The organism is Microbacterium sp. SWDP-B6 (assembly GCF_059803615.1).
In genome coordinates, this window is sequence record NZ_JAPFGV010000007.1 from 187731 (window position 1) to 200292 (window position 12562).

A 12562-nucleotide genomic window follows, 5' to 3' on the forward strand; every position below is an offset into this window, starting at 1 on the left:
TCATGGGAACTCTGCTTGTCCGACCTCCCGGCCATCGCCGCGACGTCGCTCTGCGCCCCGCAGCCACAGCGATGGTGTGGATCGGCGAAGGCCACCCGCACGAGACCATCGCGGTGCCCGGTGTCGCTCTCGGCGAGAACGACGTGCTGGTCGCGGTCGAGATGTCGACGATCTGCGGGTCCGACGTGCACACCGTGCAGGGGCGGCGATCGGCTCCGGTGCCCCTGGTGCTCGGCCATGAGAGCGTCGGACGCGTGATCGCCATGGGCGATGCCGGGGCTGTCGCGGTCGACGGCACCCCGGTGCGCATCGGCGATCGGGTGGTCTGGTCGGTCACGATCTCGTGCGGCACCTGCGACCGGTGCACGCGGGGCGTGCCGCAGAAGTGCCGCACGCTGGGCAAGTACGGCCATGATCGCATCGGCGTGCACGGCGATCTCAGCGGAGCCTTCGGCACGCACGTCCAGGTGCGAGCGGGCACCGCGATCGTGCGGGTGCCCGAGTCGCTGCCGGCCTCGGTGCTCGCGCCGGCATCGTGCGCGACCGCGACCGCCTGGGCCGCCGTGGCCAGGGCAGCGCGCGACCATGACCTCGAGGGCGCGGCCGTGCGCATCCACGGAGCCGGACTCGTCGGGCTCTCGGCTGCCGCGATCGCCGTGGAGCACGGCGCGACGGTCGAGGTGCTCGACCCCGCACCCGCACGGCTGGCGCTCGCCGCACGGTTCGGTGCCGGCCGGATCGATCGTGACCCGGACATCGTGATCGAGGCCTCGGGGCATGCCGTGTCAGACGCGGTCGCCGGCGTGGGCACCGGGGGCACGGTCGTGCTCGTCGGAAGCGTCTTCCCTGCCGAGCCTGTGCCGCTCGACGCCGAGAGCATCGTGCGTCGACTGGTGACCGTCACCGGGGTGCACAACTACACCGGAGCCGAGCTGGCCGAGGCCGTCGGATTCCTCGCCGGACGAGGACGCGCCTACCCGTTTGCGGATGCGGTCGGCGAGGTGCGGCAGCTCGCAGCCATCGACGAGGCGATAGCCGCGGCATCCGCTCCCGGTGCGCCGCTGCGCATCGGACTCGTGCCTGGGCGATGAACCTCAGCGGATCCGGCGGAGAGTGCACGGTGGAGAGCGCAGGGCTCTCAGTCGGCCGGCCCGTTCAGCTCAGTCGACGCCGCGCCTGATCGCCGAGGACCGGCAGGCCTGATGCCCTCGGCATGGAAGGCGAGCAGTCGGATCGCGGTGTCGACCGTCTCGTCGAGCACCTCGTGCGGATCGCCGGTGAGCGCCAGCATCCGATGGCCGACTCCGTCGTCGGTCGCCCACCCGATGAAGACGGTTCCGGGGTCGTGCCCACCCTCGGGCTCCGGGCCCCCGACGCCCGTGGTGGAGATGCAGACGTCGGCGTCGAAGAGCCGTCGCGCGCTCTCGGCGAGTTGCTCGGCGCACTCGGCCGAGCACGGGTCGGTTCCCGGCGTGAGGCCGAGCAGGCTCTCTTTGACATCGGTGAGGTAGGCGACGATGCCGCCGGCGAACCAGTCGCCCGCGTCGTCGCCCGCGCCGATCGTGCTCGCCAGCCGCCCCGAGGTCAGAGACTCGACGACGCAGATGCGCAGCCCGCGCTCAGCGGCGACCTCGCTCAGACGATCCAGCGACGGCTGCTCCGCCGTCACTTCTCCTCAGCGGAGTCGGCGGGCGTCGGCGCGTCCGACTCGATGTTCGCCTCGTCGGAGTAGTCGGGCCGCGGGGGCTGCAGCGGCTGGTCGGAGTACTCGCCGCCGAGGCGTCCGCCGAAGGGACGACCATGGTCGGCGAACTCGTCGCGTGCGTAGACGAGCTCCCACTCTCCGACAGTGAAGCGCGCGCCCGTGCGCAGTGTCTGCGACCGGTCGCCCGGGTGCGTGGCGGTGGCGTCGGGGTTGCTGTTCATCTCGCCCTCGCCGTGCAGCTCGAGCACGTACTCGTCGCGGTCGTCGTGCGTGATCGTCGCGTGCACGGGGTCGGCGCCCTCGAGCCGCAGCTCGTTGTCGGCGGCCGAGCCGATGCGCACCACGTCGACCTCGAGGGCGAACTCCGTGCGCTCGCCGTCGCGGGTCACCCGCAGACGGGGGTTGCCTTCGCCGAACTCGGCGTGAGTGGTCGTGGGGGTGTAGCCCTCGTCGGAACGGTCGTCGATGTGTCGTGCGTTCATGGTGGGTCTCCTCGCGGTCCCTCACAGGATATGCGGGGGAGGAATCCGAGCGCAGGGGGTTGACTTCGGCGGCGGTTTCATCGACGCAGCCGGGCTGGAGATTCCCATAAACTGCAAGGCGAAGACCCGGACACCTGAGGAGACGCGGCATGGGCAAGTTCATCTACGAGGGCAACGTGAAGACCGAGATCGAGGATCGCGCCCTCACCCATCTGCAGCTCGTGATGACCGCCAAGCTGCGCCGCGCGGAGCCCTTCCCCTTCAGCTGGCGTGAAGACGCCAGCGTCGGAGGCGGCCGCACGACCGTATGGGTTCAGCCGGGCAGCTCGCTCGTCTTCAAGTACTTCGGCAGCCGGCAGCCGTCGGTCAACCGGGCCTGGATCGAAGCGCTCGCCTTCACGGCCAACGCTCCGAGCGGTCTCTATCTGGTTCCCGAGCCGCAGGAGGCTTCCGTCTCCACGGGCGACGACGAGCCGTCCGCTCCCGCGGCCTGAGCGCGTCGAGGAACCCGCTCCGCCTCCGCGCCCCGGCCCTGGATCGTGGTGCCGATTGTCAACCCCCTGCCGAGGGCGTCGAGAGGCCACGAGGCTCGGTTGACGCCCGACTCGCGCCACGAACGGTGGTCGCGGGTCGCGAGGAAGAGGAGACACCATGGCCGACAGCACGCCCGACCCCCGCAGCCAGCATCGCCAGGAGGAGTTCCCGGGGCAGCAGCAGGACCAGCCGGGGCTGACCGATCAGATGCGGCCGGTTCCCGACCACGGTGAGCAGTCATACGTCGGTCACGCGCGGCTCGAGGGCCGTCGAGCCCTGATCACGGGCGGCGACTCCGGAATCGGTAGGGCCGTCGCCATCGCCTTCGCGCGGGAGGGCGCGGACGTGGCGATCGTGCACATGCCGGAGGAGCAGTCGGATGCCGACGACACGATCGAGCTCATCCGTGCCGAAGGCAGGCAGGGGCTCAGCCTCGCCGGAGATCTGCGGGACGAGGCCTTCGCGACGGAGGTGGTCTCCGAGACGAGGAGCGGCCTCGGCGGGCTGGACATCCTGGTGCTCAACGCCGCCTACCAGCACGACATCGACGGCTTCGAGAATCTCGAGACCGACAAGCTGCGTCGCGTGTTCGAGACGAACCTGTTCGGACTGCTGTACTCGGCCAGGGCCGCGTATCCGCATCTGGAGCCGGGGTCGAGCATCATCGTGACGGCGTCCGTGCAGGCGTTCGAGCCCTCGCCCAACCTCATCGACTACGCGATGACGAAGGCTGCACAGGTCGCATTCGTCAAGGCGCTCGCCGAAGAGGCTGGAGAACGAGGCATCCGCGTGAACGCGGTCGCCCCCGGACCCATCTGGACGCCGCTCATCCCGGCCACCGGATGGAGCGATGAGCGGGTGAAGACCTTCGGCTCCGACACGCCTCTCGGCCGGGCGGGACAGCCGGCCGAGCTCGCCGGCGCATACGTCTACCTCGCCTCGGCGGAGTCGTCGTACACGTCCGGCGCGGTGCTCGCCGTCACCGGCGGCAAGCACCTCTGATCGCCGGCGTTCGCCGCCGCCTCCCTGCGCCGTAGGCTGGCGGGGTGAAGCAGTCCGCGTCGTCCCGCCCGCTCGTGGGCGTCGCACTGGTCGTCTGCTCCTGCCTGTCGTTGCCGTTCGGGGCCGCTGTCGCGGCACAGCTGTTCCCGGTGCTCGGCCCGTGGGGCGTGACCTCTCTGCGCGTCGCGATCGCGGCGCTGCTGCTGGTGGTCATCGTGCGCCCGCGGCCGGTGCGCTGGACGAGAGTGCAGTGGCTGGCTGCCGTGCTGTTCGGAGTCTCGCTGGCGGCGATGAACGGCTTCTTCTACGCGGCCATCGACCGGATCCCGCTCGGCCCCGCCGTCGCGATCGAGTTCCTCGGGCCACTGGTGCTGGCGGCCGCGCTGACCCGACGCCTCGCCGACGCCGCCTGGGTGGGCGTCGCGCTGCTCGGCATGGTGCTGCTCGGCGTCGACGGACTGATCGGCGCCGAGCCGCTCGACCCTCTCGGTGTCGTCTTCATCCTGATCGCCGCGGCCTTCTGGGCCATGTACATCCGCATGAGCGCCCGAGTCGGCGCCGTCATCCCCGGCACGAGCGGGCTCGCGGTCGGGCTCGTCGTGGCGGCGGTGCTGCTGATCCCGGTCGGAGTGCCGGCGGCCGTCACCGTCTCGGGCGACATGCAGCTGCTGCTGCTCGCCGCGGTCACGGCCGTGCTGTCGTCGGTGATCCCCTACAGCTTCGAGCTCGCGGCGCTCCGTCGCCTGCCGCAGCGCGTGTTCGGAGTGCTGCTGAGCCTCGAACCCGCGTTCGCGACACTCGCCGGGTGGCTGATCCTCGGCCAGTCCGCCACTCCGCTGAGGATGCTCGCGATCGCCCTCGTCGTCGCAGCGAGCGTCGGCACGACGCTCGGCGTGCGGCGACAGCGCCGCCGCGCCGACGCCGCCGCACGAGACGACACCGGCGCGGACGATGAGGGCCGCGGCGACGAGACCGGGCCGTTCACGGCGCCGATCCCGCTGCCGGAGTGAGTGCCGAACGTCAGACGCTGACCCCGGCCGGCACGGGCAGGGGATAGCGACGCCGCAGCAGCATGCGCTGCACCAGAGTCCAGACGACGGTGACCGTGAGGTAGAGCGCGGCCGCCAACGGCACGAACACGGCGAACACTGCTGTCAGATAGTGCAGAGCGCTCGTCACTCTCTGCATCGTCGGCGAGTTCAGCGGCGAATCATCGTCGACCGGCGCCGGCCGGAAGACTCGCCGCGTGATCTCGGCCACCGCGATCATCACGGCGATCAGGGCGCCGAACACCAGCAGCGTCTCGGGTGTCGCCGTGCCGCCGAAGACGGCCGAGACGAGGCTCGTTCCCAGCGGCGCACCGAACAGGTCGTGCGTGAGCAGGTCGTTGGCGTGCGCCGCGATGTCGGGGCGGATGAACAGCGTGTACAGGATGCCGACGACCGGTGCCTGCGCGAGAACAGGCAGCATGCCGGCGAACGGAGACGTGTTCTCCGAGCGATAGAGCTCGAGCATCTCCTTCTGCAGGCGTTCGGGATTCTTCCTGTGCCGACGCTGCAGCTCGCGCAGCCGGGGCGCGAGGCGCGCCCTGGTCTGCTCGGCCTTGGCCTGCGAGACACCCACGGGAATCAGCAGGGCGCGGACGAGAAGCGTCACGAGCACCACGGCGAGGGCTGCGGCGGATGCTCCGGCGAGTGGCTCGAGCAGCGAGGAGAGCCCGGCGAGGGCGCCGTACGCCGCATCGAGCAGAAAGGTCAGGGGTGGGAAGGCGAAGATGTCCATGGAAGTCCGTTCGTAGGTCGGGAAGGGTCGGCGAAAGCCGCGCAGTCCCGTACGAGGACGGACTACGCGGGAACGGCGACTCCCGGCGCACGAGGGCGCGGGTGACCGGCGGCATCAGGATCGCTCTGCGCGAGCAGCGTCGAGACGTCGATCGCCCGCAGCGGATGCGGAGCGGTGCTCGGCGAGGGCGGTGCCAGGCTCAGAGCGACGGCGATCGTGAGCGTCGTCAGGGCGATCAGCGCGATCGCGACACCGAGGGCTGCGGCATCGGGCACCGCGACGATCCCGAGCGCGGCCGCGACGAAGCCGAGCATCTGCCCGAACCACTCGCTCATGTGCGCCTCTCTGATCCCTCCCGCCGAGATTATCACCGGCATCCGAGCAGGGGATCGGTGATCCGCGCTCACCTCCGGGCAGGAGAGCGGAGATAGCCTCGATGTATGACTGATCTGCGTGCGCTGCTCGGCATCGAACACCCCGTCCTGCTCGGTCCGTTCGGCGGGCTCTCGTCCGTCGCGCTCGCCGCGGCCGTCAGCGAGGCGGGTGGACTGGGCGGCTACGGGCTGTACGGCTACGACGGCGACCGCATCCGCTCGACCGTCGCGTCGCTGCGGGAGGCGACCTCGCGCCCGTTCGCCGTGAACATCTGGCTGCCGACGGGCGACGAGGTCCCGCCGAACCCGCAGCACACCGTGTTCGCGCAGGCGCTGCAGCCGTTCTACGACGCGGTCGGCCTCGAAGTGCCGGCACGACCCGAGCGGTACGTGCCCCCGCTCGACGAGCAGCTCGACGCGATCTGGGAGTCCGCGCCGCCCGTGCTCAGCACGGTGTTCGGCGTCCCCTCCGGCGACCTCATCGAACAGGCGCATCGCCGAGGCATCCGCGTGGTGGCGACAGCGACGACGGTCGCCGAAGCCGCAGCCCTCGCCGAGGCCGGGGTCGACGCCGTCATCGCGACCGGCTTCGAGGCCGGAGGCCATCGCGTGTCGTTCCTGCGACCGCCCGAGGAGTCGCTCGTCGGCACCTTCTCGCTCGTGCCGCAGGTCGTGGATGCCGTCGATGTGCCGGTGATCGCGGCCGGCGGCATCGCCGATCGGCGCGGTGTCGCGGCCGCTTTCGCGCTCGGTGCATCGGCCGTGCAGGTCGGCACGGCCTTCCTCGCGACAGTCGAGTCCGCCGCGAACCAGGCGCATCGTGACGCCATCCGCGCGACACCCGCCGACGGCACCGTTCTCACACGGGCGATGAGCGGACGCCTCGCCCGCGGTGCTCGCAACCGGGCGGTGCGGGCGATCGAAGCGAGCGGCACCATCGCCCCGTTCCCGATGCAGAACTGGCTCACAGGGCGATTCCGGGCTGCGGCAGGCGAGCAGAACCTCGGCGAGCTGCAATCCCTCTGGATGGGGCAGGGGTCGCCGCTCGCCCGCTGTTCCACTGCGGCGGAGGCCTTCGCCGAGCTGGTCGCCGGGGTGCCGCAGAAGCCCTGACTCAGAGGATGACGGTCGAGCGGCCGTGCACGATCACACGGTCCTCGGCATGCCACTGCACGGCGCGCGCGAGCACGAGGCGCTCGACATCGGCGCCGCGGCGCTGCAGCTCGGCCGCGGACTCCGAGTGCGTGACCCGCGTGACGTCCTGCTCGATGATCGGCCCCTCGTCGAGGTCGGCCGTCGCGTAGTGAGCGGTCGCCCCGATCAGCTTGACGCCGCGATCCTTCGCCCTGGCATACGGGTTGGCCCCGATGAAGGCGGGCAGGAACGAGTGGTGGATGTTGATGACGGGGGCACCGAGACCCGTGATGAAGTCATCGCTCAGGATCTGCATGTAGCGGGCGAGGACGACGAGATCGACGTTGCCTCGGAGCATCTCGAGCTGGCGCTGCTCCATCGCCTGCTTGTCGCCCGAGGGGATGTGCACGAACGGCACTCCGAACGTGCGCACCGACTCGGCGAGGTCGGGGTGGTTCGAGACGACCATCGTCACGTCGATGTCGAGCTGTCCGCGCTGCGTGCGCCACAGCAGCTCCATCAGGCAGTGATCGTACTTCGACACGAAGATCGCGACGCGCTTGCGGCGGGCGGTGTCGTGCAGTGACCACTCCATGCCGAAGCGCTCGGCGATCGGGGCGAGGTCGGCCTCGAGCGCGGTGCGCGCCGCCGAGAGACCGGGGAGGTGGATCACGGTGCGCTGGAAGAACCGACCACCCTCGGAGTCGGTGGAGTGCTGATCGAGGGAGATGATGTTCGCTCCGTGGGCGGAGAGCACGCCGGCGACGGCGGCGACGATGCCGGGCTGATCGTCGCAGGCGATCAGCAGGCGGGCGGTGTCGGGCTGAGACATGGGGGCTCCTCGGGGGTGTGCATCGATTCTGCCGTGGATGCGACCACCGGGCGAATCGTCGCCCCGGGTCGCTACTCTGGGAGCGTGGACGCGGGCGATCTCGGACTGGTGCTGATCCCGCTGCTCGCGGTGGCAGCGCCGCTCCTCGCGCGCGGCATCCGACCCGTCATCCGAGTGCCGATCATCGTGTTCGAGCTCGTGCTCGGGATTCTCGCGGGGCCCGCCGTGCTCGGCTGGGTCGAGCCGACGCCCATCCTCGAGAAGCTCAGCGATTTCGGGCTCGCGATGCTCTTCTTCATGGCCGGATCCGAGATCGATTTCCGCGCCGTCTCCGGGCGCCCGCTCCTGCGGGCCTCGATCGGCTGGAGCATCAGCGTCGTGCTCGGGATCGCGATCGGCTTCTTCCTCGCACCCGGCGAGGGGATGGTCGTGATCGCCATCGCTCTCAGCTCCACCGCACTCGGCACCCTGATGCCGATCCTGCGGGATGCGAGGGAGACGGACACTCCGTTCGGTCGTGCCGTCACCGTGATCGGCGCCGTGGGAGAGTTCCTGCCGTTGATCGCGATCTCGCTCTTCCTCAGCACCCGCACCACGCCGCTCGCCACCGCCGTGCTGCTCGCCTTCGTGGCTCTGGCGGGGCTCGCCGTGTGGATGGCCCAGTGCATGCAGCATGGGCGCCTGCATGCCTTCGTGCGCGCCACGCTGCACACCTCCGATCAGTTCGGCGTGCGCTTCGTGCTGCTGCTCATCGCGGCGCTGGTCGGTGTCAGCGTCATGCTCGACCTCGACATGCTGCTCGGCGCCTTCGTCGCAGGAGCCGTGTGGCGCATCATCATGGCGCGCGCGCCCGAGAAGGACGCAGCGGCGATGGAGACGAAACTCGAGGCCATCGCGTTCGGGCTCTTCGTGCCGATCTTCTTCCTCTACACCGGCGTGAACTTCGACCTTCAAGCGCTCACCGGCTCGTCCTCGGCGATGCTGATGCTGCCCCTCTTCCTCGTGGCGCTGCTCGTGCTCCGGGGCACCACTGCACAGCTCTCCGCCCCACTCGGCGCGAGCGTCAGGGACCGCACGGCGCTCGGGCTGCTGGCCGCCACAGGGCTGCCCATCATCGTCGCCGTGACGGCCATCGGGGTGGACCACAAGATGATCGACACCGGCACAGCCGCAGCGCTCGTCGGCGCGGGGATGCTGTCGGTGCTGCTCTTCCCGCTGTTCGGCATGCTGATCCGCGGCGACGCGGCGCGACTGGTCGACCCCGAGCTGGTTCGCGCGCGACCCCAGGGGGAGCTGTGACCACGGCATCCGCGCTGATAGCCGACGCCGTGCGTGCGCTCTCGGGCCTGCCGCAGGAGGGACTCGGCGAGGAGCGGGAATCCCGGTGGCGCGGACGCCGCATCGTTCGCGTGGGCGCGGCCTGGCACATCGGAGTGCTGCTGTTGACCGAGACGCAGGCCCTGGCGACCGCAGAGGTGCTGCGCGCTGCCGACCCCGGCCGCCGCGGCTATACGGCCGAGTCCGCACGAGAGCGCGCCGAGCGTCGCGCGCTGGCTCTGCGGGGCGGATTCGACGAGGGCGATGTCGTGCACGTCGGGTGGTCGGTGATCGACCTCGACGCCGTGGATGCGGGTGGGGCATCGGGGCCGCTCGCGATGATCGACGCAACGCCGTCGGTGCGGTGGAGCACTGCCGGCGGGTGGATGCCGCTCGAGGCATACCTCCGCGAACGGGTGGAGCTGCTGCGCGGCTGAGCCCTGCTCGCCTGCTCGCCTGCTCGCCCGCTCGGAGTCAGGCGGGGGCGAACGTCTGCGCGAAACGGCGCAGCAGAGCGGCGCCCTCGGTGACCGACGCTGCGAGCACCTGCCCCTGCACCTCGTCGAACTCGTCGGGGTCGAAGTACCCGGTGGTGCGGTAGAACGTCATCCGGTCGGCGAAGTCCCTCGGGGTCGGCTCCGGGTGGAACTGCGCCGTGTAGAGGTGAGTCCCGACGCGATACGCCTGCACCGGGCAGGTGCCGTTCGTGGCGAGAAGGACCGCACCGTGCGGGAGAGCCGCGGCGCTCTCCTTATGGGCGGTGAAGACGGTGAGGGCGGGAGAGCTCGGGCCGAACACCGGATCCGCTGCGCCGGCCTCGGTCGTCTCGATCACGGTGGCGCTGGCCGATTCGGGAGTGTCCACCGTGATCTCGCCGCCGAGCATCCGCGTCACCACACCGATGCTGAAGCAGGTGAAGAACGCCGCGATCCGGCCGTCGATGGCCCGCCGAGCGATGCGCTCGAGATCTGCTTCGACACGCAGCTGCACTGCAGACTTCTCGGCGTCGCTCACGTTGAAGGGAGAGCCGCCCACCACGACTCCGTCGTATCGCGCGAGGCGCGCAGGGTCGAGGGGCTCGGTGAGCAGGTCGAGGCGGTCGACGACGTCGACGCCGAGCGCCCGTCGGAACGAGGCGTGCTCGGCATCCGCCGCCCCGAGCTCGGGGCGCACACAGACGTAGAGAAGCGAGACCACCACGAGAGTCTAACGACGACCGGAGGGGGTCGCCGTCATCGCTGTCATCGGGACGTCACGCTCGCATCACCGTGACGAGTTGGAGGTGCGACCCCGCACGATCCCGATGAACGTCTCGACGTCAGGGGTGGTGTGGTCGCGGCGCCAGACCAGGGCGACCGTCGACGTCGGGCCGTCGACGAGGAGTCGATGGCGGACATCCTTGCGGTGGTGCACGCGTGCGAGAGACATGGGCAGGATCACGATCCCGGTTCCGGCGGCAGCGGTCGGGATGGCTTCTGCGACGGTCAGCGGCGCGAACGTCGGGGCGAGGGCACCCGGGATGTCGATCGGACCCAGGGGATCGTCAGTGGGGACCATCACGATCTCACCTGCGAGGTCGGCGATGGTCAGTTCGTCGGCCGCGAGCAGGTGCGAATCGATCGAGGCGACCACGACCGGCACCTCGTCATACAGCGTGATGACGTGCAGGGTCTCGTCGGTCAGTGGCAGACGCACCAGCGCGGCGTCGAGATCGTCGAGCGCCGCGCGCTGATCGGCGACCTCCACCGGCACGAGTTCAAGTGGCACGTGCGGCATCCGCTGCTTCCAGGCGTCGATCCACTTGCCTGGTGTGGCGCCGGGCACGAGTCCGAGTCGGAACGTGCGCGGCTCCTCGGACTCGCGTTCCGGCGCATCGAACACGACCTTGGCGGTCTTCTTCGGCGGCTTGGGCGGCGGGAATCGCTGCGCCGGTGCCGCCCTGTTGCGTCGCACGGGCGAGCCTTTGCCGGCACGTCCTGCCGGTCGTCGTCCCTGAGTCGCCATGTGCTCCAGGGTACCCGGCGCGCGGCGAGACGGTCTGGGGTCGCGGCCGTGATCAGGCCGCGAGCCACAGCCCCTTCGGGTCGGTGGCGACCGTCAGGCCGGCGGCGACCGTCTCGTCGTCGCCGATGCGCGCGCCGCGGACGATGCGAGCACCTGCTCCGACTTCGGTGCGGACCCCGATGTGCGCGCCGTCTCCGACGGCAGCGCCCTGGCCGATGTGTGCGTGAGCGTCGACGTGCGCACCCTCGCCGATCACGGCATCCGGTTCGATCCACGCGCCGCGGGCGATGGTCGCCCCCGCGCCGATACGCGCGCCGGGTTCGATGTAGGCGCCCGCTTCAACATGCGCCTTCGGATGGACCTTCGCGCCATGCGCGACGAGACCGCGACCGTTGGCGTGCTTGCGATACCGCAGCGTCGCGCCCTGGTCGTTCTCGATGTCGACGTAGTTCTTGCCCACGATTCCTCCCCGTGTTCCGGAGTGCTCCGGATATATCAATAACCACGGGTGTGCCGGATTCATTCCCGAGCATGGATGCGGGTCATCGCTGACACACGGGACACCAGAAGGTGATGCGTTCACGGGTCGGATCCGCGCCCAGTTCGCCGCGCTTGATGAGCGTTCCGCAGCGACGGCATGGCTTGCCGGCACGGCCGTATACCCACGTTCCCTGACCGGGTCGATCGACTCCGGTGAAGGTCCGGTGACGACGATCGCGGTTCACTCGGATCGTGCGCACACCGAGGTCGAGCAGCGCGGGCACGTCGACCTCCGGGGCGGGCGTGGTCGGCAGGATCCCGCGCAGGAACAGGAGTTCGGCGGCGTACTCGTTGCCGAACCCCGCGACGTTGCGCTGGTCGAGAAGGGCGACGTGGATGCTGCGGGAGTCGGCGCTCACGCGTCTGGCGGCCTCGACGGCATCCCAGTCGGGGCCGAGGGGATCGGGCCCGAGGTATCCCACGAGCTCGTCCTCTTCGCGCGTCGGCACCACCTCGATCTCGGCCAGGTCGATGCCCACCGCCTCGCGCTGCGCGGTGCCGACGATCGCGCGCGCCTTGAACGCCGGATGCCGCCACTTCTCGCCTGTGCGGTAGACCAGCCAGGCCCCGTCCATGCGCAGATGGGAATGCAGTGTGCTGTCGCCGATGCGCAGCAGCAGGTGCTTGCCGCGAGCGATCGAGGAGAGGATCGGCTGACCCGTCAGATCGACAGTTGCGAAGCGCGGGACGCGCAGGTCGAAGCGCGCCACCTCGGCGCCGACCAGGGCCTCGTCGAGACGTTTCGCCGTGCGGAAGACGGTATCGCCCTCGGGCATCAGACGTGCCCTGAACCGGCGGGCGGCGGAAGCGGCGCGGAGACGCTGCCCGGCGCGGGCGGCGCGGGCGGCGCGGGCGG

16 protein-coding genes are annotated in these 12562 nt (G+C 70.4%); 7 read left to right on the plus strand and 9 right to left on the minus strand.

Annotation, left to right across the window (positions count from 1 at the left end):
* The first annotated feature begins 2 nt into the window (after positions 1-2).
* Positions 3-1091, plus strand: coding sequence for an alcohol dehydrogenase catalytic domain-containing protein (locus tag OPU70_RS11500; protein ID WP_079113449.1), 1089 nt, complete (start codon positions 3-5; stop codon positions 1089-1091).
* A 47-nt stretch (positions 1092-1138) separates the two neighbouring features.
* Here the strand turns inward: OPU70_RS11500 and OPU70_RS11505 are convergent, their stop codons facing one another.
* Entirely contained in the window at positions 1139-1669 is a 531-nt protein-coding gene (locus tag OPU70_RS11505) for a CinA family protein (protein WP_309691108.1), read from the minus strand.
* Positions 1666-2187: an FHA domain-containing protein gene (locus OPU70_RS11510; protein ID WP_498557821.1), complete on the minus strand. Its 522-nt coding sequence runs from the start codon at positions 2185-2187 to the stop codon at positions 1666-1668. Before OPU70_RS11510 ends, OPU70_RS11505 begins: the two co-directional genes overlap by 4 nt.
* A gap of 149 nt (positions 2188-2336) precedes the next feature.
* On the opposite strand from OPU70_RS11510, the gene OPU70_RS11515 reads away from it, so the two are divergent.
* The 3 genes from OPU70_RS11515 to OPU70_RS11525 all read left to right on the plus strand — a co-directional run bounded on the left by OPU70_RS11515 (position 2337) and on the right by OPU70_RS11525 (position 4733).
* On the plus strand, positions 2337-2681 hold the full coding sequence (locus tag OPU70_RS11515) for a DUF7882 family protein (protein WP_056373992.1): 345 nt from the start codon (positions 2337-2339) through the stop codon (positions 2679-2681).
* 157 nt (positions 2682-2838) lie between these two features.
* Entirely contained in the window at positions 2839-3723 is an 885-nt protein-coding gene (locus tag OPU70_RS11520) for an SDR family oxidoreductase (RefSeq protein ID WP_498557822.1), read from the plus strand.
* A 44-nt stretch (positions 3724-3767) separates the two neighbouring features.
* Positions 3768-4733 (plus strand): EamA family transporter, encoded by a 966-nt coding sequence (locus OPU70_RS11525; protein WP_498557823.1) that lies wholly within the window; start codon positions 3768-3770, stop codon positions 4731-4733.
* Between the two features lie 10 nt (positions 4734-4743).
* Here the strand turns inward: OPU70_RS11525 and OPU70_RS11530 are convergent, their stop codons facing one another.
* Together OPU70_RS11530 and OPU70_RS11535 are read right to left on the minus strand one after the other, a co-directional pair.
* Positions 4744-5505, minus strand: coding sequence for a YidC/Oxa1 family membrane protein insertase (locus tag OPU70_RS11530; protein WP_455905441.1), 762 nt, complete (start codon positions 5503-5505; stop codon positions 4744-4746).
* 62 nt (positions 5506-5567) lie between these two features.
* The gene (locus OPU70_RS11535) at positions 5568-5840 is read right to left on the minus strand and encodes a DUF6412 domain-containing protein (protein ID WP_042540176.1); all 273 of its coding nucleotides are present in this window, start codon (positions 5838-5840) and stop codon (positions 5568-5570) included.
* Between the two features lie 105 nt (positions 5841-5945).
* Here OPU70_RS11535 and OPU70_RS11540 point away from each other — a divergent pair, with 105 nt between their 5' ends.
* The gene (locus OPU70_RS11540; RefSeq protein ID WP_498557824.1) at positions 5946-6992 is read left to right on the plus strand and encodes an NAD(P)H-dependent flavin oxidoreductase; all 1047 of its coding nucleotides are present in this window, start codon (positions 5946-5948) and stop codon (positions 6990-6992) included.
* Position 6993: 1 nt separating this feature from the next.
* Here OPU70_RS11540 and purU read toward each other — a convergent pair whose 3' ends face one another.
* Positions 6994-7845, minus strand: coding sequence for a formyltetrahydrofolate deformylase (purU, locus tag OPU70_RS11545; RefSeq protein ID WP_498557825.1), 852 nt, complete (start codon positions 7843-7845; stop codon positions 6994-6996).
* An 84-nt stretch (positions 7846-7929) separates the two neighbouring features.
* Here purU and OPU70_RS11550 point away from each other — a divergent pair, with 84 nt between their 5' ends.
* Positions 7930-9144 (plus strand): cation:proton antiporter, encoded by a 1215-nt coding sequence (locus tag OPU70_RS11550; protein WP_498557826.1) that lies wholly within the window; start codon positions 7930-7932, stop codon positions 9142-9144.
* Complete coding sequence (locus OPU70_RS11555) at positions 9141-9599, plus strand: glutaminase (RefSeq protein WP_498557827.1); 459 nt, start codon at positions 9141-9143, stop codon at positions 9597-9599. The genes OPU70_RS11550 and OPU70_RS11555 overlap by 4 nt, the downstream gene beginning before the upstream one ends.
* Before the next feature lie 37 nt (positions 9600-9636).
* On the opposite strand, the gene OPU70_RS11560 is transcribed toward OPU70_RS11555, so the two are convergent.
* The 4 genes from OPU70_RS11560 to OPU70_RS11575 form a co-directional block, all read right to left on the minus strand.
* Positions 9637-10359, minus strand: a complete 723-nt coding sequence (locus OPU70_RS11560; protein ID WP_498557828.1) for a glutamine amidotransferase-related protein — start codon at positions 10357-10359, stop codon at positions 9637-9639.
* A 66-nt stretch (positions 10360-10425) separates the two neighbouring features.
* Complete coding sequence (locus OPU70_RS11565) at positions 10426-11166, minus strand: LysR substrate-binding domain-containing protein (protein WP_498557829.1); 741 nt, start codon at positions 11164-11166, stop codon at positions 10426-10428.
* A 52-nt stretch (positions 11167-11218) separates the two neighbouring features.
* Positions 11219-11626, minus strand: a complete 408-nt coding sequence (locus OPU70_RS11570) for a DapH/DapD/GlmU-related protein (protein ID WP_042540126.1) — start codon at positions 11624-11626, stop codon at positions 11219-11221.
* 82 nt (positions 11627-11708) lie between these two features.
* The gene (locus OPU70_RS11575; RefSeq protein ID WP_498557832.1) at positions 11709-12482 is read right to left on the minus strand and encodes a DNA-formamidopyrimidine glycosylase family protein; all 774 of its coding nucleotides are present in this window, start codon (positions 12480-12482) and stop codon (positions 11709-11711) included.
* Between the last annotated feature and the right edge of the window lie 80 nt (positions 12483-12562).

Excerpts from the sequence above, each read along its gene's own strand:
- OPU70_RS11500 (WP_079113449.1), top strand. The coding sequence starts at position 3 with ATGGGAACTCTGCTTGTCCGACCTCCCGGCCATCGCCGCGACGTCGCT.
- OPU70_RS11510 (WP_498557821.1), bottom strand. The coding sequence starts at position 2,187 with ATGAACGCACGACACATCGACGACCGTTCCGACGAGGGCTACACCCCC.
- OPU70_RS11515 (WP_056373992.1), top strand. The coding sequence starts at position 2,337 with ATGGGCAAGTTCATCTACGAGGGCAACGTGAAGACCGAGATCGAGGAT.
- OPU70_RS11520 (WP_498557822.1), top strand. The coding sequence starts at position 2,839 with ATGGCCGACAGCACGCCCGACCCCCGCAGCCAGCATCGCCAGGAGGAG.
- OPU70_RS11530 (WP_455905441.1), bottom strand. The coding sequence starts at position 5,505 with ATGGACATCTTCGCCTTCCCACCCCTGACCTTTCTGCTCGATGCGGCG.
- OPU70_RS11535 (WP_042540176.1), bottom strand. The coding sequence starts at position 5,840 with ATGAGCGAGTGGTTCGGGCAGATGCTCGGCTTCGTCGCGGCCGCGCTC.
- OPU70_RS11540 (WP_498557824.1), top strand. The coding sequence starts at position 5,946 with ATGACTGATCTGCGTGCGCTGCTCGGCATCGAACACCCCGTCCTGCTC.
- purU (WP_498557825.1), bottom strand. The coding sequence starts at position 7,845 with ATGTCTCAGCCCGACACCGCCCGCCTGCTGATCGCCTGCGACGATCAG.
- OPU70_RS11565 (WP_498557829.1), bottom strand. The coding sequence starts at position 11,166 with ATGGCGACTCAGGGACGACGACCGGCAGGACGTGCCGGCAAAGGCTCG.
- OPU70_RS11575 (WP_498557832.1), bottom strand. The coding sequence starts at position 12,482 with ATGCCCGAGGGCGATACCGTCTTCCGCACGGCGAAACGTCTCGACGAG.